The sequence below is a fragment of the Comamonas squillarum genome, assembly GCF_025309455.1.
GTDB classification, from domain to species: domain Bacteria; phylum Pseudomonadota; class Gammaproteobacteria; order Burkholderiales; family Burkholderiaceae_C; genus Comamonas; species Comamonas squillarum.
This window is the reverse complement of the sequence record NZ_CP104377.1, coordinates 3,562,277-3,589,271: the sequence shown is the minus strand read 5'-3', so window position 1 is coordinate 3,589,271 and position 26,995 is coordinate 3,562,277. Positions and strand designations below refer to the sequence as shown.

The window sequence follows — 26,995 nt, the reverse complement described above, 5'->3', positions numbered from 1 at the left end:
AAAGCAGGGGTTCTTCTACCGGACGCGAGGCGTCCCGATCAATCTGCCTGGACTTTTGCCGACTTGACCACCGCCTCCCATTTCTTGCGGTCTTGGGCGATGGTCTTGGCAAACTCCTGCGGGCTGCTGTACAGCGGCTGGATGCCGTAGGGTTTGAGTGAATTTTCCATCGACGGCTCGCGCATCACCTTCACCAACTGACGGTTGAGGTAGGACACGATCTCCGGAGAGGTCCCGGCCGGCGCCAAAACGCCCAGCCACAGCGAGACGTCATAGTCTTTGAAGCCTGCAGTCTCAGCCATGGCCGGCACCTCCGGCATGGCCGGCATGCGCTCACGTGACGTCACCGCCAGCGGGCGCAGCTTGCCGCTCCTGGTGTACTCGCCAAAGAGCGACGCGGTATCGAAAGTCATGTCGATGCGCCCGGCAATCAGGTCGGGAAGCCCGGCTGAGCTGCCCTTGTAGGGAACATGCTGCATGTCCACCCCGGCGATCGATTTGAACAGCTCGCCCGACAGGTGGCTGCTGGTGCCGTTGCCCGCAGAGCTGAAACTCAGCCCACCCGGCTTCTTGCGCGCCAGCGCCACCAGCTCGGCCACCGATTTTGCGGGCACCTGCGGATTCACCACCAGCAGGTTGGCAGTGACATGCGTCAGGCCCACCGGCGCAAAGCTGGTGGCCGGATCGTATTTGAGGTTGGGATAGAGGCTGGGATTGATGGTCAACACGCCCATCGTCGAGTACAGCAGCGTGTAGCCATCCTTGGCGGCATTGGCAACAGCCTCGGCACCAATGCTGCCGCCTGCGCCCGCCTTGTTATCCACGATCACCGGCTGCCCCAGCGCCTCTGCCAGCTTCTGTGCCATACCGCGCGCCATCTGGTCGGTGGCGCCGCCTGCCAGGAAAGGCACAACGAGGCGGATGGGCTTATTCGGGTAGCCACCCGGGCCCTCATCCGCCTGCACTCCAGTCACTGCCACAGCGGCCAAAGCGGCCAAAGCGAATCCGGCGATGAATTTCTTGCATTGCATTTGATGTCTCTCCATTTCTTATGCGCTGTATTGCCACGGCGGACCAGCACTGCTCCGAGTGTAGGCACAGCACAGCCCAATACCAGCCAAGCTGCGGCAAGGCTGGCATGCATCCCGAGACATAGCGGCGGTGCCTGCATCGCTCCAATGCGCATAGCAGAAGTGATGCTGCAGAGCTGGCTGGCACAGGGGGGCATTGGATAGACTGATCCTTTGCCATCACCAAGAGAAGAGACATGAGCGACTGGAAAGAATTGACGCAGTTGAGCGTGGAGGTCAGCGACCATATTGCCGTGATGACGCTCGACAGCCCCCCGGTGAACGCCCTGACGCGCACGCTCAATGACGAGCTGACCTGGGCGTTGGATCGGGTCTCGGAAATGGACGAGGTCCGCGTCGTGGTGCTCACGGGGGCTGGCAAAGTGTTCTGCGCCGGCGCGGATCTCAAGGGCCGGGCCGATGTCATCAAAGGCCCCGGGGACCTGCTGGCGCACTCGCGGCGCACGCGCGAGTGCTTCCATGCGATCCGCGAATGCGCCAAGCCGGTGATCTGTGCGATCAATGGCGTGGCGCTTGGCTCAGGCCTGGCGATGGCTGCATCGTCCGACCTGCTGCTGTGCTCGGACAAGGCATCGCTGGGGCTGCCCGAGGTGGATGTGGGTTTGCTCGGCGGCAGCCGCCATGCGATGCGGCTGTTCAACCATACCCAGCTGCGCCACATGATGCTCACGGGCTACCGTATGCCCGGCGCCGAGCTGTACCGCCTTGGCATCGTTCTGGCCTGCACCACTCCCGAAGAGCTGATGCCCACCGCGATGAAGCTGGCGGCCGTCGTCGCCTCCAAAAGCCCGGTGTCGACACGCATGGGCAAGCACACCATGAATGTGGTCGAGGACATGAGCCTGCGCGATGGCTACCGCTATGAACAGGACATGACAGCGCAGATTGCCAAGACCGACGATGCCAAGGAAGCGCAGCTCGCGTTCAAGGAAAAGCGCGCCCCGGTTTTCACCGGGCGTTGAGCGCAGGCGGCGCGCATGGCGCGCCCCCACCTCGTCAGTCGTAGAGTCGCGTCGGGTTGTCCTGGAGCACCTGGCGCACCGCTGTGTCGCTCCCGGACCATTGCTTGAAGGTTTCCAGCAGCTGCCCGGCATCGGGCTCAGGCGTCACACGCAGGTGCGGCCAATCGCTGCCCCATACCAGCTGCTCGGGGTTGGCCTCCAGCAGCAGGTCGTGAAACGGCCGGGCACGCTCCAGGTCGGCATCGCCTAAGACGTTGCGGTAGGCGCACAACTTGACCCACACCGTGCCCTCCTCCAGCAAAGACAGCAGTTGGCGAAAGCCGGGCGCATCCACGCCCGCGGTGGCATCGAAACCGCCCATGTGATCGATGACCACCGGCACCGGCAGCTGGCGCAGGCGCGGCGCGATATCGGGCAGCACTTGGCAGTCGGTCCACAGCTCGGCATGCAGTCCTTCGCTGGCCAAGGTAGCAGCCATGTCTTCCAGATCCTGCAACGACGCACTACCGGCGAAGTTGCCGCTGGCGCTGCGTTGGCTGAAGCGCGCCGCACGCACGCCACGCGCGCGCAGCCCGCGCAGGCGCTCCGCGGCATGGGGGCGCAGCACGGCAACGCCGCGCAGCTGCGGCAAGGCGGCGAGCGTGTCCAGCAGCAAGCGGTGGTCTTCCCCATAGGCGCTGGGCTGCACGAGCACGCCGTGGGTCAGGTCCAGGCGCCCCAGCAGCGCCAGATAGTCGGCCTGCAGGGCTTCGGGTGGCGTATAGCTGCGGTCCTCGTTCAGCGGATAGCGCGCGTAGGGGCCGAACAAGTGGGCGTGGCAGTCCCAGCCCCGGGTGATCGCATCGCTCATGGCCTATTTCCTTGGTGTTGGGGCAAGGGGAATGCCGGCTGCTGGCCTTCGGGCAACGGAATCTCGTGGGCATTGAGCGTCATCGCCACCATGGTGTAGTAGCCGACCAGCGCCGTCAGCTCCACCACAGCGCGCTCGCCAAACACCTCCAGCGTCGCCGCGTAGGTGGCATCCGAAACCGAGCGCTGCTGGTTGAGCTCCAGCGCGAACTGGTACACCAGCTGCTCCTCCGGCGCGCGAAAGGGCGGCGGCGTCTGGGCCAGCAAGGCTTCGAGGATATCGACCTCGATGCCGATCTTCTCCGATTCGCGCCGGTGCGCATACCACTCGAAGGGAGACTGGCAGGCGCGACCCGTCACCAAGATGGCGATCTCCGACTGCCGCTGCGTCAGGCTGGTGCGGTAGCGCAGCAGCGCACCGAGGGCTTGCCAGCAGTCGGCCAACTCGGCGTTGTGCAGCGCCGCGCGCAGCGGGCCCTCGATCTTGCCGCGCGGGCCGGACACGACCTTGTCGTAGACCTGGCGCTGAGCGGGTGACATGCTCTCTGGGGCGGGTAGGGAAATGCGGGGCATGGGTCTCCTTCGTATGCAGGTCATGGATTTCACCATGCATCCCGGCCGTCTCACCCCCCTGAAGCCGGCAAAGCTGTTATGCCTGCAGCGTGGATCGCCACATGCCGGCGTGCGCCTGTTCATCGACGATCTGCGCGATCTGCCGCGCCACGGCTGACGCCGCGCGGCCCGGGCCCTTGTTGCGGGCAAAGACCATGGAGACGATGCGCTGCAGGGGAGGATTGACGATGCGCGCGGCGCTGAGGCTGCCGTCTTGCACCTCGCTCCAGACGGCATGGATCGGTAGCACGGTGTAGAGCCCCTCCTGGGCGACCAGAGAGCGCATCAGCGGCAGCGAATCGGCTTCGATGACAGGGACCAGATTCATGTGCTCCTGGCGCGCCAGCGCATCCAAGGTCGTACGCAGGCCATTGGGAGCACCGGGCAAGATGAAGGGCAGATCGTGCAGCGCAGAAAAGTTCACCTCTGGTGCCGAAGTCAGCGCATCGCCTGCCGGACCGATCAGAAAGCTCTCCACGCTGGCCAGCGCCTGCTCCTGCTCGGGCACCGCATGGCTGTATCGATAGAGAATGGCGATGTCCACGCGCGCATCGGCCAGCCATTCCTCCACCTGGCCGCTCGAGCCTTCGAGGATCTTCAGGTGGATGCCAGGAAACTGCGCCCTGATCTGCTGGAACAGCCGCCCGACGATAGGTCCGGAGATGGAGGGCAGGGAGCCCACCGTGACACGCCCGGCGGGCTCGCGCGCCTCGCCGCGGATCTCGACTTCGAGCTGCTCGGCATCCGCCAGCAGGTTCTTCACATGGGGAAAGATGCGCTCGCCCACATCGGACAGTGTCACGCCGCGCCCGGTGCGGTTGAACAGCCGCGCGCCGCAGTCGCGCTCCAGCGCATTCAGTTGGCGGCTCAGCAGGGATTGATTGCTGTCGAGAAAAAGCGCGGCCCGCGTCAAGCTGCCAAGCTCGGCAATGGCCAAAAACGTGCGCCATTTTTGCAGGTTGGAGGCGATGTCGAGCTGGAGTGTGGTGGCTTTAGCGCTGCACATGGAATCGGAAAGAGGCATCAGGACAATGGCTGATTAAACCCCATGTGCTGCGCCTGCGCCGCGTCCGCCCCCCTCCGGCAGCAGGGCCATCCAGCGCGCGATTGCGCCAGCCACCGCGACGGGTTGCTCCACCACCAGCGCATGGCTGGCCTGGTCGATCACCTGCACCGTCACCCGCTGCGCGCCCAGCAGGTTCTGCAGCTCCGAGCGGCTTTCCGGCGGGCGCCAGGGATCCTGAGCGCCTTGCAGGTCCAGCAGCGGCGCATTGGCCACCGTCCACCAGCGGTCCTTGGCCGGCACCGTGCCGGCCGCGCGGTAGATCGCCCGCAAATCGGGGTGCCAGCCTTCAAGCCAGGCCCTGGGGTCGTTGCCCGTGGCAAAGAAGGCGCGCTGCAGATGGGCGATGCGCAGGGCATCGGGCTGGCTGGGGTCGGAGGCGATGTCCAGCGATTCCGCCATGCCTGCCGGAAACACCCGCGCTGCGGCCCCCGCTACGACCACGCCGCGCACGCATTGCGGGTGGTCCATATCGGCCACGCGCGCGATGAAATGGCCAAACGCATGGCCGACCAGCACTGCGCTGCCGCCGCCCAGCGCCTCTACGGTGTCGATCACGTCCTGCGCTAGCGCGTGAAGTGTGAGCTGCCTGACGGGCAGCGTGGTGCGCCCCATGCCGCGTGGCTGGGGCCGCAGCACGCGGTGACCGAGCAGCGCCAGCTGCCGCGCCAGGGGGTCGAAATCCAGCGAATCGCGCTGCGACGACGGTAGCAGCACGATGGCCGGGCCCACGCCGTTCTGCGGAGCATCGATCACTACATCGATCTCGCCATCACCGGTGCAGACCATCTCACGGCAGTGCAGCACCGCTGGGGGGATCGTCGCGTTCATGGCATCAATCCACCGTCGCGCCGGACTGCTTAACAATGCTGCGCCACTTGGGAATCTCGCTGCGCACCAGCTGGGCAAACTCTTCGGGGCTGCTGGAGGTCGGCTCAATACCCAGTTGGGTGAGCTGTTTGCGCAGCTCGGGCGTGGCCATGGCACGCACCAACGCGGCATTCAGTCTGTCGATCACGCCTTTGGGTGTGCCGGCTGGCGCCATGACGCCCAGCCAGTTCGAGACGTCGTAACCGGCCAGCCCCGACTCGGCCAGCGTGGGAATGTCCGGCAGCGAACTGAGCCGGGTACGTGATGTCACGGCCAGCGCGCGGGCCCGTCCGCTGCGGATCTGCTCTTCGTAAACGGTGTAGGAGTCAAAGGTCATGTCGACCCGGCCAGCCAGCACATCGGTGAGCAGCGGCGCACTGCCCTTGTACGGAACATGCACCATCTTCACCCCGGCAAGGTCATCGAACAGCGCACCCGACAGATGGCTGGAGCTGCCGTTGCCAGCCGAGCCGTAGGTCAGCACGCCAGGCTTGCTTTTTGCCAGCGCAATCAGCTCCTTGACCGTGCGCGCCGGCACCGCCGCGCCCACCACCAGCACCCGCGGGGTGGTGTGCGTCAACGCCACCGGCGCGAAGTCCTTGACCGGGTCATAGCGCAGCTTGGCATACAGCGCCGGGTTGATGGCCTGTGTGCCCATGGTGGCAAAAAACAGCGTATAGCCATCGGCAGGCGCACGAGCTACCAGCTCCGCAGCAGTCACGCCGCCAGCGCCTCCACGGTTTTCAACGACCACCTGCTGTCCCAGCTCGGATCCCAAGCGCTGCGCCATGCCGCGCGCCATCATGTCAGCGGCGCCACCGGCGGGGAAGGGCACCACCAGCCGCAGTGGCTTGTCGGGAAAGCCTTCAGCCCTTGCCAGGGACGGCACAGCGGCGTACAGCGCTGCTGCCGCCAGCGCCAGCAGCAACGGGCGTCGGCCTATGCCTGCGGCAGCGCTCGCAGGCGCAGCCAAGTTTTGCGGAAATGTCATGCCGGCTGTCTCCTCGTTATTGAAACCCTGCCACCGGGCAATCTGGGTTCTACCGTCTGGGGTGGTCTTTCGCGCAGTCTCAGCTACGCCAGCCCACGCCGCAGCCCTGCCCCTTGGGCAGTGTCAGGATGCCGTCTTGCACTGGCAGCGGCGTGAACGGGTCGTCTTGCAGATGCAGATGCTCCGACAGCTCGCAGGCATAGGGAAGCGCCTTTGGAATGCATGCCGCCTGCAGTGCCATGGCCTGCATCAGCGCCGGCCCGAACGCCGCACCGATGCGGCAGGCCACCTGGCCGCCCTCGCAGATACGCACGGCTTCGAGGAAGTGGCGCAGCCCGCCAAGGTTGGTGACCTTGAGGTTGATCACATCCACCACGCGTTCGGATACCAGCCTGAACACATCGCGCACGCTCTGCGCGCTCTCGTCAGCCTCGATGGCCACCGGCAGCGTCCGCGTCAGCAGGGCCAACCCGGCGATATCGGCCGCAGGCACGGGCTGCTCGATCAGCGCGATGTCATAACGCTCCATTTTGGAGAACGCGCTGATCAGCTGCTTGGCGTGGTACGACTGGTTGGGGTCGAGCGTCAGCGCCACATGCGGCCCCACTGCCGCGCGCACGGCGGCAATGCGCTGGATGTCGGTCACCGTATCGCCCGCCAGCTTGAGCTTGAGCTGCGAATAGCCTTCGCCCGCCAGCCTTGCCGCGATGGCCGCCATTTCGTCAGGCGACTTGATTGGAAGAATGCGCGACAGCGCGACGCCATCGCGCATCTTGCCACCCAGCAGCACATGCACCGGCACGCCCAGGCGGCGTGCCAGCAGGTCATGCAGGGCCATATCGATGCCGGCCTTCACGGTGGGGTTGAAGGCCAGTGTGGCATCCACCTCTTCCATGATGGAGGCGATGTCGTCGGCACGCCGACCGATCAGCCGTGGCGCGAGGAACTCCAACGCCGCCAGCGCGCCGGCGCCATGTGTGGAGATCGCGGGTATCGCATGCACATAGCCAAGGCCGATGTGACCGTCCTCGTCCTGCAGCTGCAGCACCGCCCCTTCAAGGCGCGGCACCTGCGCGCGTGCAAACTTCCATTGCGGATCAGCCAGCCCCTGGATGCAGGGCTTGACCAAAGCGTGGGTAATCTTCATCGCGTTCAGTCCAGCGTGATCTTCGCACTGGTGATCACACCGCGCCATTTATCAGACTCGGCCTGCATCAGGCTGCGGTACTCCGCTGGCGTCGAGGTGGCAGCGATCGCGCCTTGCTTGAGAAACCGCTCCTTCATCTCCGGCGAGTTGATGGCCGCTACGGCTGCTTCGCGCAGCTTGGTCTGCACGCCGGCAGGAAGGCCCTTGGGCGCAATCAGACCATAGGTGGTCTCCATCAGCACATTCGGCAGCCCCAGCTCCACCGTGGTGGGAACATCGGGCAGCTGCGGTGCGCGCGTCTTGCCCGCGACCGCCAGCACCACCAGGTTGCCATTGGCGGCAAAGGGCAAGATAGGCAGCAGATCCACCATGGTCATCTGCACCTCGCCCGACAGTACCGCGCTGATGGCAGGCGCCGCGCCCTTGTAGGGCACATGCACGATGGCTGCGCCCGTCTCCTGCTTGAACAGCTCAAAGCCGATATGCGGCGTGGTGCCCGCACCTGCGGAGCTGTAGTTCAGGGTATTGGGCGCGGCCTTGGCCTTGGCAATCAACTGCTCCAGCGAGGTGATACCGGACTTACGGTTCACCACGATCACGCTGGGTATGCGCGCCGCCAGCGTGAGAAACTCCAGGTCGTCGAGCGAGTAAGGTACTTTCGTCAGGTTGGGCATGCCGGCCAGCGGGCCCGGCGCGACCAGCGCAAATTGGTGGCCGTCCGCTGGCGACTTGGCGGTGGCATCGACGCCAATGGTGCCGCCCGCGCCCGCCCGGTTATCAACTACCACCGGCTGCCCCAGGGAAGCTGCCATCTTGGTTCCGATCATGCGCGCGATGGCGTCGGTCGGGCCGCCAGCCGCATAGGGAACGATGAGCTTGAGCGGCTTGGTGGGCCAGTTGTCGGCCCACGCGTGGCCGCTTGCGAGCAAGGGGCCGATAGCCGCCAAGAGGCTGGAAAAAGTACGTCTATGCATGGTCGTTGTCTCCTTTTGCACCAGTCTATGCAGAGCCTTGCGCCCAGGTAAGACCCTTGCATCGCAAGCCTGCTATGTGCCTTGAAGCATCTCAGCCTTGCGCGCGCACCGGCTAGGCGCACTGCCAATGCCGCCCTAAAGTCCAGGCATTGCATAGCTGACTGGAGTCTTTCTGATGACCAATGCCAAAGTGGCTTCTGGCCCGTTGTCGCACCTGCGGGTGCTCGACCTGAGCCGTATTCTTGCGGCGCCCTGGGCTGGGCAGATCCTGGCCGATCTGGGAGCTACGGTCACCAAGGTGGAACGCCCGGGCGCCGGCGACGACACGCGATCCTGGGGCCCACCCTTTCTCAAGGATGCCGAGGGCAAGGACACCAAGGAAGCCGGCTACTACCTGGCGGTGAACCGCGGCAAGCGCTCGATCACCGTGAGCCTGGACACTGCAGAAGGACAACAGATCGTGCGCGACCTGGCCCTGCAGTCGGACATCGTGCTGGAGAACTACAAGGCCGGCACACTCGCGCGCTATGGCCTGGACGAAGCCAGCCTGCGCAAGATCAATCCACGGCTCATCTATTGCTCGGTCACTGGATTTGGACAGACCGGTCCGCGCCGCGACCAGCCCGCCTATGACTTCCTGATCCAGGCCATGGGTGGCCTGATGAGCGTTACCGGGGAGCGCGACGGCCAACCGGGCGGCGGCCCGCAAAAGGTCGGTGTGCCCATCGTCGACCTGATGACCGGCATGTATACCGCGGTGGCAGTGCTCGCGGCCGTGGCGCGCCGCGATGAAAGCGGCGTTGGCGAATCGATCGACATCGCCATGCTCGATGTACAGGTGGCGATGCTGGCCAACCAGGCCATGAACTACCTGGTGTCCGGCAAGACGCCTCAGCGCAACGGCAATGCGCATCCCAATATACAGCCGCAGGATGTCTACGCCTGCGCTGATGGCGACGCCATCCTGGTGGTCGGCAACGACGGGCAGTTTGCCAAGTTGTGCGATGTGCTGGGCCACGCCGAGTGGGCCCAGGACGAACGCTTTGCCACCAACGCACAGCGCGTGCGCAACATCACCGCCCTGTCGGCGATGCTGCGCCATGAATTGGCCCAGCGCCCGCGCGCCGAGCTGATAGCGGCGCTCGACGGCGCGGGCGTGCCCTGCGGCGCCATCAACTCGGTGCCCGACGTGTTCGAAGACCCGCAGGTCAAAGCCCGCGGCATGCTCCACTATGTGCCGCATCCCAGCGGCGTGCAGGTGCCGCAGGTGGTAAGCCCGATGCGCTTCTCCGAGACACCATTGCAGGAGCAAATGGCCCCACCGCTGCTGGGGCAGCATTCGCGCCAGGTGCTGGAGGAGCTGGGCTATTCGGCCGAGCGCATCGACCAGCTGCTGGCCAGTGGTGTGGTGTAGCCTCTGAACCGGCCAATGCCCCATGCGCGCCAGCGCCGGTGCGCTCTTCTGTCTTCACTTCCAGGTTTTCTATGCAACTTCACTGGTCCCCCAAATCGCCGTATGTCCGAAAAGTCATGATCTGCGCCCATGAGCTGCAGCTGACGCAGCAGCTGCAGCTGGTCCGCTCCGTGGCCGCGATGCTCAAGCCCAATGCCGTCCTGATGCAGGACAATCCGCTGTCCAAGATCCCGACACTGATCCTGGACGACGGACGGACGCTGTTTGACTCGGTCGTCATCTGCGAGTACCTGGACGATCTGGCCAGCGGCTCGCTGTTCCCTCGGGAAGGCGACGCCCGCTGGGCGGCGCTGCGCTGGCATGCGCTGGGTGACGGCCTGCTCGATGCGCTGATTCTGTGGCGCAACGAGCGCGAGCGCGCCGTGCCGCTGGCGGCCCTATTGGCCGCGTTCGAGCACAAGACCCGCGCCAGCCTGGATCTGCTGGAGGGCGAGGTCCCGGCGCTGGAGGCGCGCGCCTTTGGCATCGGCCATCTGACCCTCGTCTGCGCGCTGGGCTACATCGATTACCGTTTCGACACGCTGGGATGGCGCGAACAGGCACCGCAGCTGGCGGCATGGTTTGCGAAGATGCAACAGCGCCCATCCGTGGCGGCTACCGAGCCGGTGGACGGCTGATCGCACGCAGTGTGTGGGACTCCATTTGTCTGAATCATCGCCAGGACGGAGGGCCTAGCAAACGGTTCATCGATACGGCTGGCTCGATTCCCGGTTCAAGGCCCCAAAATCCGAACGTAACGGCAATTTCATGGAGTGCTACTGCGATGGCCTACGCCAAGGAATTTTTTGATCTCCAGATCTACTTCGCCAGAAAGATCGCGGTACTGGCGAACCTGAAGCTGGAGACGGCCCTGCTCGACTACACGAATTTCTACGTCCGACTAGTGGGCGGTCGAGATTTCGACCCCCACCACCCCAGATGGATGGCCTACATTGCGGGGCTGAAAGACCATCCGGACCTTGGTGCATGGACCTACCATGTCTACACCCAGCGTCCGCACCTTGACCGTCCCGACTCGGTGATCGCAACATTCGGCTGTTTTTCGTATGCTTTGGGGGAGCCGGGTCAGATCAGGCTTCACTTCCACAACGACGACCACAGTTTGCAGGGACCCTTGAGCGACGAACGCATGGGGCTGCGCTTATCGGAGCTCGCTGCACTCGTGGCCCATGTTCGCGCCGAGCAACCATCAGCCAGGCAGATAGCGGGTGTCTCCTGGCTCTACCACTTGCCAACCTACAAGCGGCTGTTTCCTCCGCCTTACACCGCGCACGCAATGGTGGCCAGCAACCGATTTCGCAACATGCCACTGTGGGGCCAGTTTTTGAACCGCCACGGCGGCGTCCGAAAGAGCGCTGCGGCAGCGTTCCTTCAGCGGGTCGACAGTCAAGCCAGCGCAGACAATCCCGCACAATGCTTTCCGCTACTACCACTGGCCACTTCCGCACCGGTAGACGTCTTCCACGATTTCTACCAATCGCAACTTGCCACCAGGTTTTAGTGCAGCCAACACAAGCTTTGCCAGGCGACTCCATGGGCACATCCAGGTCACACGCCCAAGCCTCTCTGTGAATCGTTGCTTCACTGACCGCGCCCCTGCTCCTCGCGGTCCCCAGCCTTTAGCAACGCCCCGGCTTAGCCATGCGCCGACCAGAAATCGCCATCCTTCCCACCGTTCTCACCTGCGATTAGCCCGCTTGGCGCCAACCAGCCCGGCGCCAGCACCGCCCACCAACAAATGCTTGCCCAAGGCTGGGAAGCTGTGCGCAACCAAACCCAGGCCACCCTTGACCCGCGCACACGCCGACATTTACCAAAAAACCAGCAACGTCGAGGCCAGGCGCTAAGGCTACGCGATGGACATCCCCCGCCCCGGCACCCAGACCGTGCCGAGCCGCATCGGCCAACCCACCAACAGCGCCAAGCGCCCAGCGCTGATCAACGGCGAACGCCTCCAGGCCCTGCCCACTCCAAGCACCGGGCGTCTGCATTTTGCGCACAGTGATTGGTCGGGGTATTCGGTGTTTGAGGAGGCGTTTACGCGGGGGGTGTATGCGGGGGTGGGGGAAGGGTGACGGGTGCTTGGGAATCTGCGCCAAGTTCGGGTTCGGGTTGGCGCAGGCGCTGAGAGAAGCAGGAAAAACGGCTGCTGGCATCCCATCTGCACATGCCTCTCGCCGCATCCCAGAAAGCAGTGAACACACCACCGCCAAATGCTACTAGTCGAACGACTTCATTCTGAAGTCCGTTTGGTGGGTGTGTCAAAAATAGAAAATTGGCCTTTGAACTGAGCGCAGCCCTCTGTCCCTTTTCCCGGCTCCGGAAATCTGTAGACCCAAGCTACATCAACAACTCCAGCATCTGATTTCAGATCATTAAAGCGCTTGTATAAAGATACTTCTTGCTGCATAGAAGTATTTGCCTTAAGCACAAAAATCTCCGAGCGGTGTCCAAAGGCATATATAGGTCTAATCTCTGTTTTCGCCTCTCTGTATTTCGCAGAATAGTTTATTCCGAAACCGAATATGGACTAAGAAAGAAAATCGTAGAGAATGTCCAAGTCTCGGGACGAGATGCTATCGATCGAGACGACTAACACATCGTTATTTTTTGACTCAACGCTAACATGCACAGGGCACGGCTGAACCGATGCGCTTAAGCTATCCAGCGCCCATAAAAATTAATATCAATCGCCTTTATCATTAGCTCTCACATTTGCAGCATTAAAAATCCCACTTATGATTTGATAGTTTTATGTGGGAGGAGATTTGAGCACCCCCTCGAAACGACGGCAATGCTTTTCAAAAATCTCACTATTTGGAATACCGTATTCCCATGCAATTGAAACTCTATCAATAGAAATTCCAGAGTAAAGCGAGGATAAATAACCTATATCAACCTCACTAGATATTGAAGATTTAGGACCTAATTTTAAAACCAATGTATTTCGTCCGACTCCATGCACCTGTCGGATTCGTTTGCCGTCAACCGACACATGGAATTCCACACCGCCAGACAAAAGCACCCACGGTAGTCGGTCGTATTGAATTTCATGAGGTTTGCTCATGTTATTCTCGAGACCTAATTCAAGCCTTCCGTTACCTTTCTCTAACAAGATGAAATCTACTGGACAGCTACTATCAGATAAAGACGATCTGGAATACAAAATTATTGCAAGAAACAAAATTTTTCGCACAATATTTAAATTCATCATCTAGACTTATAAAGCATTTGACATAACCGGCAGTTATTAAATATGACAACTCTCATGCAGTCTTCAGAAATTAATTGATTACAGACATATTTTGTGACCGAAAAACATAATAATCATGATAAAAATAGCAATAGAGGCAAAAAGCGGCAAGGATAAAATCATCCATAACGAATTTTTATTATAGATTTCTTTTTTCCACAATTTAAACCATATTTTAGGCCAGAAAAATTTAGCCCCTGCGCTATTTCTATATTCATCACTCCTCAAAACACTTCTACTAGAAGAATATAATACAATCCATAGAGCAGTAATCAAAATAAAATAAATAGTTATGCAAACATTTTTCATACAATACAGTTAAAAAACTGGGCCCGTACAGATGGAAGCAGGGCCTTGCGCGGATATTAAAGAGAGTCTTACGCCTGCTTTTTTATTTAATTCAGATAAGGCCTCAGCTCCAGCATCAAGAGCTGCCAAACCTCCTATCAGAATATTTGCAGCTACACCAACAAAACCAGATGTCACAAAACCGATGCCAAGTGCATATATATTAGGACCGAAATCTTTAAATGCTTTTTCTTGAAGAGGTATTTTTTGATGGATATTCCACTCTTTAGATCCGCAATCCGTAACCAGTGTGCAGCGAACATCAATATTAATATACCCATTAGCATAAACGTGAAGCCTAATAAACTGCACATAACCCCACCAAGACCACGAAGGCGAAACAAAACTAAAGCCATCGATTCCATAGTCAACGATATTCAATTTAGGTTGACTGATCCACTCCCCCGTTACCTCGCTTAAGCCAGCTGGATCCATATAGCCTAAAACGTGCCCGCCCACATAATTGTAAAAATTAATACCCCCAAACACCCCAATTGGATCTTCTTGCAAATATCTACCGATATATCCCTCGTAATCTCTGTGGAAATTATAAGAATTTTGCTTCTCTGCGTCCCAATATTGACCTGGGAACCTCAAATTCACCAATACTAAATTTTCAATAATCTCCGTAGCACCAAACGCTTCAGAGATAATTTTCCAAGTCACAACGCCAGTCTTGTCAGTCGCCGTTTCTGGAGTCCCCAGATTACCGGTATGCAAATAGTGATAGCCGGTTTGGGAACTAGCTAAACCACTATTAACAACCTCCGCCTGCCAAACCGGATCCGTACTCCACAACCCCTGCTGCCCCGCAACCGGATTGAATCCATAAGCCCGTTGCAGCTTGCCATCCTTGTCCAGCTCTCCCATCAGCGCCTGCTCGCTGTAGATAAAGTAGGTCACCTGCGTGGCCGCGTCTTTGGTCACGCTCTTGCTGATTCTGCGGCCGAACGGGTCGTAGCGGTACTGCGCTTGCGTGCCGTCAGTGCTCTCGTAGGCGGTCAGCCGCTCAGCGGCGTTGTAGCGGTAGGTTTTGCTGTCCTCGCCGCTTGTTTCCTGCTGGGTATGGCCCTGCGGGGTGTAGCTCACCTGGGTGTCTACCGCAGGGCTTGGGCTAAACGGTGTTTTGCTGGGGTAACGGACCATTTGGTTGTCGGCGTTGTAGCTCCAGGCGCCCGGCTGGTGCGCGCTGCTGGTGCGGTTGCCTACGGCGTCATAGCCATATTGTTCGCTGGGCAGGCCCAGGCCCTGCAGGCTTTGGTCTGGCGTCGCCTGGGTGAGGCGGTCTAAGCTGTCATAGCCATATTGGGTGGTGCCCAGGTCGCTGTCGATCTGGGTGATATTGCCAGCCCTGTCGTATTGGTAGGCCTTGCTGGCGAGAACCTGGTTGCTGCCGTTCTTGACCTGGATGCTGGTGGGGCGTTGCAGGGCATCCAGCGCCAAGGATTTGGTTGCTCCTGGGGTTTGAATGACCGTGGGCATATTCCACTGGTAGTTTTGGTAGCGGATCTCGCTGCTGTTGGGTAGCGTGATGTTGGCGAGCTGCCCCTTGGTGTAGCTATAGGTTTGCGTGCTGCCGTCGGGGTAGGTGTGGCTAGCCAGTTGGCCGTCGCTGTTAAAGCTTTGGCCTGTGGTGAAGCTGAAGCTTCCAGATTCATCTACTTTTCCATACGTCGTTTGGCTTTGTGCTGTGCGCCCTTGGGCATCTTGGCTGTAGCTGGCGCTGCTGATAAGTTGGCCGTTGCCATCTTGCTGTTCGTAGGCAGCAAGGCGCCCATCGTTGTCGTACCGGTAGCTGGTTTTCTCATCCAGGGTGGTGCCGCCAAGCTGGTGTTGCGCTTGCGTCATGCGGCCGGCCGCGTCGTAGCTGTAGCTGCGGGTATTGCCTCCTGCATCGGTGCGCAAGATCAGTTGATGGGCAGCGTCGTAGCGGTAGGCAATGGCTCCGCCCATGGGGCGAATTTCTTTGGTCTGCTGTCCTGATTTGTCGTACTCGAACCGGTGGGTGTTGCCATTGGCATCCCTGAGGCTGGTCAGCTGGTCAAAGGCATCCCAGCTTTGTTTAGTGGCTTGCCCTGCGGGGTCCGTGCCCTTGATCTTTCTGCCCAGTGCATCGTACTCAACCAGCGTGGTCTTGCCTGCAGGATCGGTGCTCGCTACACGCTGGCCCAGCACATCATAGGTTTGGCTTTGTGTGCGACTCTCTCCGCCACCCAGGTGCTGGGTGGTCGCCGTTAGCCTACCCTGTTGGTCATACCGGTAGGTCTCTTTGTAGGTGGGGTACTGGGTGGCTATCAGCAGCCCTGCCTGCTCGGTATCATCTGCCCCGTATTCGTAGCTGGTGGTGTTGCCTGCAGGGTCCTTGGTGGCCTGAATGCGGCCTCTCGCGTCATAGGTGGTTTCTGTGACCAGGCCGCTTGGGCTGATCGACTGGATAGGCCAGCCATTGCTGTCATAGGCGGTTCTGCGGCCCGCGCCTTCGGTCTCGCCTGGTGCCAGGATTTCAATCACTCGGCCCCGCTGGTCGTAGCGGGTGACCTGGGTGTTGCCCATGGGGCTGATGACATGGGTGCGCCTGCCTCTCGCGTCATAGCGGATTTGGGTAGCGTGGCCCAATGGATTGGAGGCCTTGGTCACATTGCCAGCGGCATCCACCTCCAGGCTGGTTGTGCGGTTCAGTGCATCGGTCTTGCTGGTGGGGGCCCCGCGCAAGTCATACGCCATCGTTCTCGTGTGCCCCTCCCCATCGGTTTGGGCGGTCACGTTGCCCGCACTGTCGTACTGCCAGCTTTGGGTAATCGCATCCGCCTTGGTCGCATCGCCCGCGCCCTTTGTGCTGCTGGTGAGCTGGCTGTAGGGGTCGTAGGTGTAGAGGGTGGTGCGCTGCTCAGGTAGGCCTTTGGCCTCCACCCATTCGATGACATTGCCTTTGCTGTCATAGCGCCAGGTACTCACAACCCCCAACTGGTTGGTGTAGCTGCTCTGCCGTCCAAACACGGGCTCATACGTGTACTTCTCCACGCTGCCATCGGGATGGGTGATTTGCAGCGGTTGGTAGTTGCTGTCGTAGGTCGTGGTGGTGCTGTAGCCCCGGGCATTGGTGTATTTCTGGCTGTAAGCGCCATCCCATTGGTTGGAGGCGGTCTTTTTACCGTTGAAGGTGCGACTGAGCTCATTGCCTTGCAGGTCGTACTGGGTGACGGTGGCGTTGCCCCGGCAGTCGGTGTAGGTGACTTCAAACACCCGGCGCTCGCGCAGGTAGTTGTTGGCGCCCGTTGATGCGCAGCCACTTTGCCCGTCAAACTGGCCTACGCGTCCGCCGCCCCAGAGGTTGGCGAGCTTTTGCGTGGTGCCGCTGGTACCTGTGGGGTCGATGGTGACGCCCTTCTTGCCCAGGCTCAGCATGGGCTCGGGTGCGGGGATGCTTTGGATGTACTGGGCGCTGATCTTGAGACCCAGCGGGTCGGTGCGGCTAGTGATCTGGCCGTTGGCGTCGTACCCGTACTTCCAGGCGTTGCCCATGACGTCGGTGACCTGGGCCAGGCGCTGGCCTGCCCATTGGTAGCTGACGCTGCGCCCAGCCAGGTCTTCTATTCTTGTGATCAGGCCCCCTGCCATGGTGACGGTGTAGATGGTTTTGCCCCCGTGGTCCAGGATGCGGGCGCTGGTGGCGCTGTCGTAGGCGAAGCTGACTTTGACGCCGCTGGCGTTGGCATAGCTTTGGATGACGCCGTCTGCGCTGTAGTGGATGGTGTTGCCAAAGCGGTCGTACCACTGCCAGCCGGTGTGCTGGCCAGCTGCATCCTTGAGCCTTTTGATATAGACGGGGGCGTTGCCTTTGCTCTTGGCCATGTACAGATCGCTTTGGCCGCTGCGTTCGTAGAGCACTCCCACCCGCTCTATCACTTTGGCGTCGCTGCCCAGCGGATCGAGCTCAAAGCTGAGCGGTGCCCAGGCGGGGTTGAGCCACCAGCGCCCCTGGCTCCAGGAGCGGGCAATGTCCAAGCTGCCGCCCAGCACTTTGACGCTCAGGTCGGTGTTGCTCTCCTGGTACTCGCCATTGATCCAGTTGATGCGCGGCTCGCCGGCTTTGGCGACGGGGGTGAAGCCCAGCTCGGTGTTGGGTGCGAAAGCGCCGATGCCTGAGATGCCTTGAGCGGAGGCCCAAAATGCGCTCGACAGCAGGTAGGCAAACAGACTCCCTCGCATGGATGGGCTGGTAGCCCAGGTGATGGACGACCTTGGTGTTTGTAGCGTTCTTAGGCCGCAGTGCTTTGCGCTAGGCATATGTAGATCCCTCTTGCCCCTGTTTTTGGCTTTGCAGTGGTTCGGCGCAATCATGGAAGTAGCGCCAACCGAACAAAACACACAAGAACAAAACTATCAAAAAATTAATATCAATAACTTTTTGCATTTGATTCAGCAATGCTTACGCTGCGCTGACGAGTCAGTGGAATGCAACACAGACCAAGCCGAGAACGTAAGAGGCGCTGCCATCAGGACACGCTGTTCCGCGCCGTGCAGCAGCGGTGAGAGACCTCTTCATCAATCAAGGATGAAAGACAGCCAGCATTGCGCACACCCTCCTTCATTTGACAACCCCACCCCCGCCAAAGCCACACCCCAACCAGGGATTGCCACCCCGCCCTAGCAGCAGGAATGGTTCTCATTTAAGATAAAAGATATATCTTACACACGGAATGAACACACCATGCCCTTGCAACTGAGCCTTCCCACTTCCCCTTCCCCCGAGCTGTTGGCTGCGCGTGCGCCTGAGCGGGCGCGCCATGAGATCAAGCTGCGCCGCACCACCGTTGCATCGGTGGAGCAGCTGACGCCGCATATGCTGCGCATCCGTTTGCAGGGTGCTGACCTGGCGGGTTTTAGCAGCCTGGGCTTTGATGACCATGTGAAGCTGCTGTTTCCGGATGCCAATGGCGAGCTGCAGCTGCCGCCACCCGGCAGCGAAGGCCTGCCGCCCGCGATGCGCGAGGCGATGCGGGACTACACGCCCCACTCTTACGATGCGCAGGCGCAGACCTTGGCGATTGACTTTGCGGTGCATGAGGCCGGCCCTGCCACTGCCTGGGCGCTGCAGGCGGCCGCTGGGCATGCACTGGGTATTGCGGGGCCGCGTGGCTCCTTCATCGTGCCCACGGCGTTTGATGGGCACCTGCTGATTGGTGATGATGCGGCGCTGCCAGCGATCACGCGCCGCCTGCGCGAGCTGCCTGCCGGCACCCAGGCGGTGGTGGTGGTGGAGGTGAATGACGCAGCCGACGAGCAAAAGCTGGACAGTGCTGCCGACCTGCAGGTGCACTGGGTGCACCGCCAGGGCCAGCCAGCTGGCGATGCGCAGCGGCTGCTAGCGGCTTTGCGCCAGATCGATGCGCCAGCCGGCGATTACTACAACTGGGTAGCGCTGGAATCGACGGCCGCCAAGGCGCTGCGTGCAGCGCTGATTGCCGAGCATGGCGCCCACCCCAAATGGACCAAGGCAGCGGCCTACTGGAAGCGTGGCAGCTCCGGCGTGCATGAAGTCATTGAAGAGTGACCGCACACATCCATTATTCAGGATAGGCGCGCAGATAGCCCAGCAGTTGGACGATGCGCGCCTTGGTCAGGCTGTTGCGGTACTCGCTGCGCGACAGCGCTGAGGAGCTGCCAAAGTCCTGGGCGTTCCAGGTGCCGTCGATAAAGGCGGCCTCGGTGGTCATAAAGCTCAGCCAGTTGCGCTGCGCGGCGCGCAGCTTTTGCGCGCCGGTGGCGCCCACCTTGGCCATCAGCGCACGGTAGGTCTGGTTCAGCTCCACATCGAGTTGCTTGGCATAGGCGCTGCTGGCGCGCAGCATGTCTGCCGTCGTGTTCTGGTTGCCGATGGCCGCCTCCAGCGGCTGTATGCGCTGCTCAAACGCGGCCAGGCGGTCAGGGGCATCGGGGTTGTCCACGGCCATCGCGGCTGTTGATACCAATATGGCAGCGCCCAGGCAAGCGGCGCGCATCCATAGCCAGCGGGGCTGGCGGCGGTGGTTGAAGACCATGAACATCCTCCTGATGAGTGCTTAAAAAATGGGCAGCGGGATCAATTGACCTCGCTGGCCGCAATTCCTGCATTGCCGGACTGCGGCGCCGCCGTGCCAGACGGGGTGGCGCGGCGCCAGACCATGCCGCCATCGGCCGTGGGTACGGGTTGGCCCACGGTACCGGACGACACCGGCGAGACGACCACACCGCGCTCAATCGGCGGTGGGTTGCCCGCGGGCTGGCCCTGGGGCGCACTGGCGCTGCCGGGGAAGGCCGGGGCAGGAGAGGCGCTGGCCGGTGCCGGGTTGGAAGGCGCAGGGTTGGACGACGCGCCAGGCACCACGACACCGGGTTGCGGCTGGCTCGGATCGGCCAGGCGCTGCGCAGGCATCTGCGGCTGCTGCGCTGGAGATGGGTTGTTCTGGAACACGGGGTAGTCGCCCTCGCCGCTGGGGCCGCGCGGGCCCGCGCCGCCCTGGCCTATCGGCCGGGCCTCGGGGTCGTCGATGATGGGCGCATCACCAGGGTTGCCGCGATCGGGCAGCTCCTGCATCGCAGGGGGCTGCTCAAACGGATCGACCGGTTGCTTGTTGTCACCAAAGCCCAGCATCCAGCTGCGCAGGCGCTGCACAAAGGTGTTGTTCTCGGCCGGCATCTCAAAGCGGGCCTGTGCCTGCACCAGCTTGGCGCGCTGCGATGCGGCGGCCACCTCGGCCACCACAGGCAGTGCACTGTGGGCGCCCTGGCCCCAGTAGTCGTTCAGCTGCACACGGCTGTCGTTGAAGCCGACCCAGGCGCCGCCCACCCAGTCCGGGTGCGCCAGCATGAACCAGCCATCGGCATTGTCTTGCGTGGTGCCGGTCTTGCCCACCCAGTCCCCGCTGACGCCATAGCGCGCCACACCCCGGCCCGTGCCCTTGGTGATGACGCCGCGCATCATGTCGATCAAGGCGTAGGTCACGCCGCTGTCCAGTGCCACCTCCGGCGCGGGTGGCTCAAACTCGGCCAGCACCTTGCCCTCGCGGTCAGTAATGCGGGTGACCATGACGGGCGCGCGGTAGCCGCCGCCGTTGGCCAGGGTGGAATAGGCGGTCACCATCTCCTGCAAGGTGACCGGGCTGGTACCCAGCGCCAGCGACAGCACATCTTCAAGCTTGCTGTCGCGCACACCCAGCGCCCGCGCCAGCTTGGCCACCTTGGCGGGCCCCACCTTGGCCATCACCTGGGCGGTGATGGTGTTCTTGGAGTAGGCCAGGCCGTCGGCCAGGGTCATCGGTTGGTCAGAAGGCGGGCCGCCATCGGTGGGGCGCCAGAACTGCCCGCCGCCCAGCGGAATGCGCACGGCCTCATCCATCAGCTGGTCGGTGGGCAACGCGCCATCCTGCAGCGCTGCGCCATAGACAAAGGGCTTGAAGGTGGAGCCGGGCTGGCGGCGCGCTTGCGAGACATGGTCAAAGGGGTCGATGGCAAAGTCGCGGCTGCCCACCCAGGCCAGCACATGGGCGTTGCGTGGGTCCATGGCCATAAAGCCCACCTGCACGCGCACCTTGTCCTGGCGCAGGTTGGCCATAAAGTCGGCATCAGCCAGCAGGCGCTGCAGCGCTTCGTCCTTGTCCTGGCCATCGGCCACCGCCTGGCGGTAGACGGCGCTTTCGCGCACAAAGCTTTGCACCAGCGGGTTCTTGGCGGTCCACTGGTTGCGGTTGCTCCACAGGCCATTGGCGGTCACCTGCAACTGCCGGCCCTGGCGCACCACGGCCTGGTTGGCCCATTGCTGCACGCGCGAGTCGATGGTGGTCTGCACCACCAGGCCATCGGCATAGATGTTGTAGTCGTTGGCGTCGGCCCATTCGATCAGCCACTTGCGCAGCGCCTGCGCAAAATGCGGTGCCATGCCCACGGCCTCGTCCTGGCGCTCAAAATCCAGCTTGATGCCGCGTTTTTTGAGGGTCTCGAAATCCTGGTCGCTGAGCTTGCCGTGCTTGTTCATCTGCGCCAGCACGGTGTTGCGGCGCTGCTGGGCCCGCTCCGGGTTTTGCACGGGGTTGTAGTAGCTGGTGCCCTTGAGCATGCCCACCAGGGTCGCCGCTTCGAGCACGCTCAGCTTCTGGGCGGGCTTGTCAAAATAGGTGCGTGCGGCCATCTCGATGCCAAAGGCGTTGTAGAGAAAGGGCACGGTGTTGAGGTAGGTCTCCAGGATCTCGTCCTTGGTGTAGGCCGATTCGATCTTGTAGGCGGTCACGGCCTCCTTGAGCTTGCGGTTGAGCGAGCGGGCGCGGCCGATTTCCTCGGGGAACATATTGCGCGCCAACTGCTGGGTGATGGTGGAGCCGCCCTGGGGCCGGCCCATCGCCGTGTGCAGCACAGAGCCAAAGGTGCGGCGCCAATCGAGCGCGCCATGCTCATAAAAACGGTGGTCTTCGGTGGCGATCAGCGCGTTGATGACGTTCGGTGAAATGTCCTTCAGCGCCACCCATTCGCGGTTGGCGCGCTTGTACTGGGCCAGCACCTTGCCATCGGCCGACAACAGCTGGGTGGGGGCCTCGACCTTGTTTTTCTGGATATCGCCGATCGACGGGGTGAGCGGAATCAGCAGCAGCACATAGAGCAGCAGCAGCACCGGCAAGGCTGCCACCGCCAGCAACCATTGCTTTTTGCTGAGTGCGGCCAGCCAGGGGCGCAGGCGCCGGGCCAGCCCGGGCAAGGCGCCCGCTGCGCGGCGCAAGGTGTTCATCAAACCGGAGAGAAGGGGGATCGCCATGGAAGAAGTCTGCAAAGCCTGGGCCGGCAGCGCGCTGTCCGCACCGCTGCCTTGGCCAAGGCGCCATTGTCGGGCAGGCACGGTTTCCCCACCTGTCGGCTGTGCAAAGCAGACTGCAAACCATGTAACAAATGTAGGGGGCGGGCAAAAGCTATAGAAATGGGACAAGACCGAATTTCGAGCGTTTTGGCAGCATTAAACGGCACGTTGCAGAAGAATATTGCCTGCAGGTCTTGCCACCCCAGCAATACCGCCCCCGCAGGCCAGCGCGGGGCAGGCCAGCATCACTCCATGAACCAGCCGTGGCTCACGATCATTGACTGCCCCGTCAGCGCATTGGTGGGGAACGCCGCAAAGAACAGTGCCACGCGTGCCACATCGTCCACGGTGGTGAACTCGCCGTCGACGGTGTCCTTGAGCATCACGTTCTTGATCACATCGGCCTCGCTGATGCCCAGCTCCTTGGCCTGCTCGGGGATCTGCTTGTCCACAAGCGGCGTGCGCACATAACCCGGGCAGATCACATTGGCGCGTACGCCTTGCGGGCCGCCCTCTTTGGCGACGACCTTGGCCAGGCCTTCGAGGCCATGCTTGGCCGTCACATAGGGCGCCTTGAGCTTGGAGGCCTCCTTGGAATGCACTGAGCCGGTATAGATGATGCTGCCGCCACGGCCCTGCGCATACATGTGCTTGATGCAGGCGCGGGTGGTGAGGAAGGCGCCATCGAGCTGGATGGCCAGCATCTTCTGCCACTCCTGCAACGTAAAGTCCTGCACCGGCTTGACGATCTGGATGCCGGCATTGCTCACCAGGATATCGATGCCGCCATAGGCTTTCACTGCGGCTTCGACAGAGGCGTCGACCTGGTCTTCCTGCGTCACATCGACCGCCAGGCCCATGGCGGTGCCGCCCTTGCTGGCAATATCCTGGGCCGCCGCCTCGGCTGCTTCCTGCTTCAGATCGGCGATCACCACCTTGGCGCCCTGCTGCGCATACAGATCGGCGATGGCCTTGCCAATGCCACTGGCGCCGCCCGTCACATAGGCCACCTTGCCTGCGAGTTGCTGAACCATTTCTTCATCCTTTCGACCGGAAAAGCGGTCACAAATAGCCAGTCTCGCGCTGCGCTGCAGCATGCTGCCGTAGGAGAGCAAGCCGTTTGCATGACAATCACCAAACCCTTGGCGCTGCCCCTGCCATCCGGCAAGGCGCTGCGCCCACCCCGCCGCAGCCCCTACACTTGCGTTTTTGCCAGACTCTTCGAACAAGACCATGAACATCACCAAAGACTGCGCCGTCACCATCCAATACAAGGTGACCGATGCGCAAGGCAAACCGCTGGACAGCGGCAACCTCGCCTACCTGCATGGCGGCTATGAAAACATCTTCCCCAAGGTGGAAGCTGCGTTTGAGGGCCAGGCTGTGGGCTTTAGCACCAGCGTGGATCTGGCAGTGGAAGATGCCTTTGGCGTGCGCGACGAGAGCCTCGTGCGCGTGATCCCCAAGAGCGAGTTCCCACCGGGCGTGAAGGTGGGCGGCCAGCTGCGCGGCGCCAATGACCGCGGCGAGCCCCAGGCCTTCTATGTCAAGAAGATCAAGGGCCCGGAAGTGCACCTGGATGGCAACCACCCGCTCGCCGGCCTGGCGCTGCGCTTTAGCGGCAAGGTCGTCGATGTGCGCGCAGCCAGCGAAGAAGAGATTGCCCACCGCCATGTGCATGGCGCGCACGGCCACCACCATTGATACTGCCGCGTAGCGGGCCGGTGCAGTGCACGGCCCTCTTGGCGTTGTTGATCACCCCAGCGGCTCACGCAAAGGCCTAGCGTGCAGGCCGCTTTTTCATTGGAGCAGCGACCCCATGACCACCCTGATCGAGCCCCGAACCGCCCGCCTGCAGCTGCGCCAATGGCAGCCGCAGGACAGGGAGGCCTTTGCCGCGATGACGGCGGACCCCGAGGTAATGCGCTACTTCCCCGCGCCGCTGACGCGGGCGCAGAGCGACGCGATGGCAGACCGCTGCGAGGCGCTGATGGCCGAGCGCGGCTGGGGCGTCTGGGCGGTGGAGCGGCTGGAGGACCAGCAATTTATCGGCATCGTCGGCCTGCATGTGCCCCAGGCCGAGCTGCCTTTTTCTCCCTGCGTCGAAATCATGTGGCGCCTGGCGCGCCATGCCTGGCACCAGGGCCTGGCCACTGAGGCCGCGCGGGCGGCACTGGCCGTCGGATTTGACCATGTAAAGCTGGCTGACATCGTGGCCTTCACGACCACCAGCAACCTGCCATCGCAAGCACTGATGGAGCGCCTGGGCATGGAGCGCGACCTGGCAGGCGATTTTGCGCACCCTGCCTTGCCTGAGGGCCACCCATTGCGAGCCCATGTGCTGTATCGCTTGTCCGCTGCAAAATTCGCAGCAACCTAAACCTTGCACTGCGCGGCCGCCATGACCGGCTGCTGGGGATGGCTCGCCGCGTTTCAAGCCAACCGCCGCCCTGCCCCGCCGTCCGAGCGCGCACCCAGCAGGCTGTAGGACGCTTGATCTTTCTCAGGGCTTTTACGCATATTGACCATGTCGCAGCCTTTGTTGCAGTTTTGCGAGTTAGGATGTGATCAACAAGGTGCCGCAAGGCGATGGCCTTCGCTGCATCCGGTTGCTATAGCTGGGCTGCCGCCCAGCATGTTCGAGAAAGGAGCACATCCATGCAAGTTCAAGTGCACGCTGGTGACAATGTTCAAGGCGGAGAATCCCTCTCCCAATGGGCACAAACCGAGGTACAAAACAAGCTTTCGCGCTTCCGCGAATATGTGACCCGGGTGGAGGTTTACCTCACCGATGTGGACGCCCTGAAAAACGGCGGCAAAGGCAAGCGCTGTGTGATGGAAACACGGGCTACCGGGCGCCAACCCCTGGCTGTCAACGCCGAGGCCGAAAAGGTCGCCGAAGCCTTCAACGCAGCGCTGGAAAAACTGCACCGTGCTTTGGACACCGACATCGCCAAGATGCGCGACAAGAGCAACCGCGAAACCATTCGTACCGGCACCGATGAGGATGTCGAAGCCTAAGGGCTGAACCGGGCCAGCACCGCCCACCCTTCTGAGCAAAGCACCGCCTGGCGGTGCTTTTTTGCGTCTGAGGCTTGCTGTTTTCGCGGCCCTGGCACCCACCAGCTGCGTGGTTTGCAGCTCGGGCGCCGCGCAGTCGGTCGGTGCAGCGCAAGCGCTCGCAACACCACCCAAGCAAAAAAACTTCGCCAACACCAGACTGGCTGCGCCTACGCCGGCCCACGCGCTCGGCACTCGGCAATCCGCACCCAGCCCCTAGGCGCCAAGCGCCGGCCGCCTTGGCAGGGACCTGAATAACGCTGCAGCGCGCATGTCTGCCGGCGTACAGCGCCCATGGCAGAACACAAGGCAGCTACCGGCAGACAGAGGCGGACACAGGACAGCGCGAGCGCGCCTGCTCTGGCGCTGTGCCCTCCTCCAACGGCCCTCAATGCTGCCCTCCATCCGCAGAGTTCGAAAAAGCTTGGGGCACGAACGCAGCAACGCCGAATCACGGTCGTTCAAATCCACTGAATGCACTGTTCAGACCAGGCGTTCAGACGCCGAAAAACCAGTGGATATCTTCATGCACTCAGTCTATTGATTTGCACACAGCTTATGCACATTTGAAAAATTTCTCTGTCAAATTTTCTGACTGGGAAGATATCCACAGATAGATGTGACTTGAGAGAAGCTATGTTTGGAGTGGCTTCAGCAAATAAAAATAGCTATATGCCGCACATATGTCGCATAACTGCCCGCAATTTTCACTTAAATATCCGCATTGCTGAGCCGTAGGACTTGAGCATGGCATGCAATCTATACACATACTTTTCCACATTTTTTGATCTTTATCGCCTATTTATTAAGCATTTATACGATGGAAAGTTATTTCGTAAGCACTGTGCATAAGAATACAAGTGACTCGCTTTAAACAGGAAATTTACAGAACCCTGTGGGTAACTCGAAATTCTATGGATCAATTTATCCACAATCCATGCTACAGCCACCTTCACATGTCAACATGTGGATAAGTCATCCGGGGAAAAGTGCTTGTCGTTTTTATCGCATAAGTCCTTTACTTATCCACAAATTTGCGCCATCGTAGAGGGAGGCTCCTGCCATGCCTATGTGCATAACCCCCACCACCAGACTCTCATATGGTGAAATATCCCACGATGTGAGATATTATGCACAAGCACGATAAGGATAACTTGTTGAAAAAGCAAGCTCCCTTTTCGGCAGTTTTGCATAAAAATTAGGCATTCGTTCGTATATGCTCGCCTTGTAGTGCTGTCATTGATTTGAATTGAATCGCTTTTGATTTCAGTTTATTTGAATTATTCAAATTGAAATTTGGGCTTTGTCGTTAGGGGCCCAGGATCCAGCGCACTCCGGTCTGAGATGCCGTCAATCACCGTCATCGCCCTCTGCGCCAGCCGCTGGGGGCTGGCAGAAATCAGCCTAGCGCCATCCCTCGATCTGCGCTTGCGTCAGAAGGTCCCGGTCGAACGTGCTTGTTCGATGCCAAACACGT

At 61.1% G+C, this 26,995-nt stretch carries 22 protein-coding genes; 9 read left to right on the top strand and 13 right to left on the bottom strand.

The features are described from left to right. Positions 1 to 38: 38 nt before the first annotated feature. Positions 39 to 1,031 (bottom strand): Bug family tripartite tricarboxylate transporter substrate binding protein, encoded by a 993-nt coding sequence (locus tag N4T19_RS16590; RefSeq protein WP_260718559.1) that lies wholly within the window; start codon positions 1,029 to 1,031, stop codon positions 39 to 41. 236 nt (positions 1,032 to 1,267) lie between these two features. Between N4T19_RS16590 and N4T19_RS16585 the strand changes: the two genes are divergently transcribed. After that, positions 1,268 to 2,053 carry an enoyl-CoA hydratase/isomerase family protein gene (locus N4T19_RS16585; protein ID WP_116925358.1) on the top strand — a complete coding sequence of 262 codons (786 nt, stop codon included), beginning with the start codon at positions 1,268 to 1,270 and terminating at the stop codon, positions 2,051 to 2,053. Between the two features lie 34 nt (positions 2,054 to 2,087). Here the strand turns inward: N4T19_RS16585 and N4T19_RS16580 are convergent, their stop codons facing one another. The 7 genes from N4T19_RS16580 to N4T19_RS16550 form a co-directional block, all read right to left on the bottom strand. Beyond that, positions 2,088 to 2,903 carry an amidohydrolase family protein gene (locus N4T19_RS16580; RefSeq protein ID WP_116925357.1) on the bottom strand — a complete coding sequence of 272 codons (816 nt, stop codon included), beginning with the start codon at positions 2,901 to 2,903 and terminating at the stop codon, positions 2,088 to 2,090. Then, positions 2,900 to 3,475, bottom strand: coding sequence for a carboxymuconolactone decarboxylase family protein (locus N4T19_RS16575; protein ID WP_182344362.1), 576 nt, complete (start codon positions 3,473 to 3,475; stop codon positions 2,900 to 2,902). Before N4T19_RS16575 ends, N4T19_RS16580 begins: the two co-directional genes overlap by 4 nt. Positions 3,476 to 3,551: 76 nt before the next feature. Next, on the bottom strand, positions 3,552 to 4,520 hold the full coding sequence (locus N4T19_RS16570; protein WP_116925355.1) for a LysR family transcriptional regulator: 969 nt from the start codon (positions 4,518 to 4,520) through the stop codon (positions 3,552 to 3,554). A gap of 33 nt (positions 4,521 to 4,553) precedes the next feature. Continuing rightward, positions 4,554 to 5,408: an alpha/beta fold hydrolase gene (locus N4T19_RS16565; protein ID WP_260718558.1), complete on the bottom strand. Its 855-nt coding sequence runs from the start codon at positions 5,406 to 5,408 to the stop codon at positions 4,554 to 4,556. 4 nt (positions 5,409 to 5,412) lie between these two features. Further along, positions 5,413 to 6,438, bottom strand: coding sequence for a Bug family tripartite tricarboxylate transporter substrate binding protein (locus N4T19_RS16560; protein WP_260718557.1), 1,026 nt, complete (start codon positions 6,436 to 6,438; stop codon positions 5,413 to 5,415). Positions 6,439 to 6,517: 79 nt separating this feature from the next. Further along, entirely contained in the window at positions 6,518 to 7,585 is a 1,068-nt protein-coding gene (locus N4T19_RS16555) for a mandelate racemase/muconate lactonizing enzyme family protein (RefSeq protein ID WP_260718556.1), read from the bottom strand. Positions 7,586 to 7,590: 5 nt separating this feature from the next. Continuing rightward, positions 7,591 to 8,559 carry a Bug family tripartite tricarboxylate transporter substrate binding protein gene (locus N4T19_RS16550; RefSeq protein ID WP_260718555.1) on the bottom strand — a complete coding sequence of 323 codons (969 nt, stop codon included), beginning with the start codon at positions 8,557 to 8,559 and terminating at the stop codon, positions 7,591 to 7,593. Positions 8,560 to 8,734: 175 nt separating this feature from the next. Between N4T19_RS16550 and N4T19_RS16545 the strand changes: the two genes are divergently transcribed. The 4 genes from N4T19_RS16545 to N4T19_RS16530 all read left to right on the top strand — a co-directional run bounded on the left by N4T19_RS16545 (position 8,735) and on the right by N4T19_RS16530 (position 12,108). Then, positions 8,735 to 9,973, top strand: a complete 1,239-nt coding sequence (locus N4T19_RS16545; RefSeq protein WP_116925351.1) for a CaiB/BaiF CoA transferase family protein — start codon at positions 8,735 to 8,737, stop codon at positions 9,971 to 9,973. Between the two features lie 71 nt (positions 9,974 to 10,044). Further along, entirely contained in the window at positions 10,045 to 10,650 is a 606-nt protein-coding gene (locus tag N4T19_RS16540; RefSeq protein ID WP_260718554.1) for a glutathione S-transferase family protein, read from the top strand. A 146-nt stretch (positions 10,651 to 10,796) separates the two neighbouring features. Next, positions 10,797 to 11,534, top strand: coding sequence for a hypothetical protein (locus N4T19_RS16535; RefSeq protein WP_116925349.1), 738 nt, complete (start codon positions 10,797 to 10,799; stop codon positions 11,532 to 11,534). 355 nt (positions 11,535 to 11,889) lie between these two features. Continuing rightward, on the top strand, positions 11,890 to 12,108 hold the full coding sequence (locus N4T19_RS16530) for a hypothetical protein (RefSeq protein ID WP_260718553.1): 219 nt from the start codon (positions 11,890 to 11,892) through the stop codon (positions 12,106 to 12,108). A gap of 677 nt (positions 12,109 to 12,785) precedes the next feature. Here N4T19_RS16530 and N4T19_RS16525 read toward each other — a convergent pair. Next, entirely contained in the window at positions 12,786 to 13,244 is a 459-nt protein-coding gene (locus N4T19_RS16525) for a hypothetical protein (protein ID WP_260718552.1), read from the bottom strand. A gap of 360 nt (positions 13,245 to 13,604) precedes the next feature. Further along, positions 13,605 to 17,843, bottom strand: a complete 4,239-nt coding sequence (locus N4T19_RS16520) for an RHS repeat domain-containing protein (RefSeq protein WP_260718551.1) — start codon at positions 17,841 to 17,843, stop codon at positions 13,605 to 13,607. Positions 17,844 to 18,345: 502 nt separating this feature from the next. On the opposite strand from N4T19_RS16520, the gene N4T19_RS16515 reads away from it, so the two are divergent. Beyond that, entirely contained in the window at positions 18,346 to 19,188 is an 843-nt protein-coding gene (locus N4T19_RS16515) for a siderophore-interacting protein (protein ID WP_260718550.1), read from the top strand. Positions 19,189 to 19,201: 13 nt separating this feature from the next. Here N4T19_RS16515 and N4T19_RS16510 read toward each other — a convergent pair whose 3' ends face one another. The 3 genes from N4T19_RS16510 to N4T19_RS16500 all read right to left on the bottom strand — a co-directional run bounded on the left by N4T19_RS16510 (position 19,202) and on the right by N4T19_RS16500 (position 23,492). Then, complete coding sequence (locus N4T19_RS16510; protein WP_182344344.1) at positions 19,202 to 19,675, bottom strand: lysozyme inhibitor LprI family protein; 474 nt, start codon at positions 19,673 to 19,675, stop codon at positions 19,202 to 19,204. A 41-nt stretch (positions 19,676 to 19,716) separates the two neighbouring features. Then, the gene (locus tag N4T19_RS16505) at positions 19,717 to 22,392 is read right to left on the bottom strand and encodes a penicillin-binding protein 1A (protein WP_409935208.1); all 2,676 of its coding nucleotides are present in this window, start codon (positions 22,390 to 22,392) and stop codon (positions 19,717 to 19,719) included. Between the two features lie 311 nt (positions 22,393 to 22,703). Beyond that, a complete protein-coding gene (locus N4T19_RS16500) occupies positions 22,704 to 23,492 on the bottom strand; it encodes a 3-hydroxybutyrate dehydrogenase (protein ID WP_182344342.1) in 789 nt (262 codons plus the stop codon). A gap of 199 nt (positions 23,493 to 23,691) precedes the next feature. Here N4T19_RS16500 and N4T19_RS16495 point away from each other — a divergent pair, with 199 nt between their 5' ends. The 3 genes from N4T19_RS16495 (at position 23,692) to N4T19_RS16485 (ending at position 25,479) form a co-directional block, all read left to right on the top strand. After that, entirely contained in the window at positions 23,692 to 24,162 is a 471-nt protein-coding gene (locus N4T19_RS16495) for an FKBP-type peptidyl-prolyl cis-trans isomerase (RefSeq protein ID WP_021027176.1), read from the top strand. Positions 24,163 to 24,277: 115 nt separating this feature from the next. Further along, positions 24,278 to 24,838, top strand: coding sequence for a GNAT family N-acetyltransferase (locus N4T19_RS16490; RefSeq protein ID WP_116925345.1), 561 nt, complete (start codon positions 24,278 to 24,280; stop codon positions 24,836 to 24,838). Positions 24,839 to 25,116: 278 nt separating this feature from the next. After that, on the top strand, positions 25,117 to 25,479 hold the full coding sequence (locus N4T19_RS16485; RefSeq protein WP_021027174.1) for an HPF/RaiA family ribosome-associated protein: 363 nt from the start codon (positions 25,117 to 25,119) through the stop codon (positions 25,477 to 25,479). The last annotated feature ends 1,516 nt before the right edge of the window (positions 25,480 to 26,995 follow it).

Coding starts and splice junctions, on each gene's coding strand:
- N4T19_RS16590 (WP_260718559.1), bottom strand. CDS start 1,031: ATGCAATGCAAGAAATTCATCGCCGGATTCGCTTTGGCCGCTTTGGCC.
- N4T19_RS16585 (WP_116925358.1), top strand. CDS start 1,268: ATGAGCGACTGGAAAGAATTGACGCAGTTGAGCGTGGAGGTCAGCGAC.
- N4T19_RS16580 (WP_116925357.1), bottom strand. CDS start 2,903: ATGAGCGATGCGATCACCCGGGGCTGGGACTGCCACGCCCACTTGTTC.
- N4T19_RS16575 (WP_182344362.1), bottom strand. CDS start 3,475: ATGCCCCGCATTTCCCTACCCGCCCCAGAGAGCATGTCACCCGCTCAG.
- N4T19_RS16570 (WP_116925355.1), bottom strand. CDS start 4,520: ATGTGCAGCGCTAAAGCCACCACACTCCAGCTCGACATCGCCTCCAAC.
- N4T19_RS16565 (WP_260718558.1), bottom strand. CDS start 5,408: ATGAACGCGACGATCCCCCCAGCGGTGCTGCACTGCCGTGAGATGGTC.
- N4T19_RS16560 (WP_260718557.1), bottom strand. CDS start 6,438: ATGACATTTCCGCAAAACTTGGCTGCGCCTGCGAGCGCTGCCGCAGGC.
- N4T19_RS16555 (WP_260718556.1), bottom strand. CDS start 7,585: ATGAAGATTACCCACGCTTTGGTCAAGCCCTGCATCCAGGGGCTGGCT.
- N4T19_RS16550 (WP_260718555.1), bottom strand. CDS start 8,559: ATGCATAGACGTACTTTTTCCAGCCTCTTGGCGGCTATCGGCCCCTTG.
- N4T19_RS16545 (WP_116925351.1), top strand. CDS start 8,735: ATGACCAATGCCAAAGTGGCTTCTGGCCCGTTGTCGCACCTGCGGGTG.
- N4T19_RS16540 (WP_260718554.1), top strand. CDS start 10,045: ATGCAACTTCACTGGTCCCCCAAATCGCCGTATGTCCGAAAAGTCATG.
- N4T19_RS16535 (WP_116925349.1), top strand. CDS start 10,797: ATGGCCTACGCCAAGGAATTTTTTGATCTCCAGATCTACTTCGCCAGA.
- N4T19_RS16530 (WP_260718553.1), top strand. CDS start 11,890: ATGGACATCCCCCGCCCCGGCACCCAGACCGTGCCGAGCCGCATCGGC.
- N4T19_RS16525 (WP_260718552.1), bottom strand. CDS start 13,244: ATGAATTTAAATATTGTGCGAAAAATTTTGTTTCTTGCAATAATTTTG.
- N4T19_RS16520 (WP_260718551.1), bottom strand. CDS start 17,843: ATGCGAGGGAGTCTGTTTGCCTACCTGCTGTCGAGCGCATTTTGGGCC.
- N4T19_RS16515 (WP_260718550.1), top strand. CDS start 18,346: ATGCCCTTGCAACTGAGCCTTCCCACTTCCCCTTCCCCCGAGCTGTTG.
- N4T19_RS16510 (WP_182344344.1), bottom strand. CDS start 19,675: ATGGTCTTCAACCACCGCCGCCAGCCCCGCTGGCTATGGATGCGCGCC.
- N4T19_RS16505 (WP_409935208.1), bottom strand. CDS start 22,392: ATGAACACCTTGCGCCGCGCAGCGGGCGCCTTGCCCGGGCTGGCCCGG.
- N4T19_RS16500 (WP_182344342.1), bottom strand. CDS start 23,492: ATGGTTCAGCAACTCGCAGGCAAGGTGGCCTATGTGACGGGCGGCGCC.
- N4T19_RS16495 (WP_021027176.1), top strand. CDS start 23,692: ATGAACATCACCAAAGACTGCGCCGTCACCATCCAATACAAGGTGACC.
- N4T19_RS16490 (WP_116925345.1), top strand. CDS start 24,278: ATGACCACCCTGATCGAGCCCCGAACCGCCCGCCTGCAGCTGCGCCAA.
- N4T19_RS16485 (WP_021027174.1), top strand. CDS start 25,117: ATGCAAGTTCAAGTGCACGCTGGTGACAATGTTCAAGGCGGAGAATCC.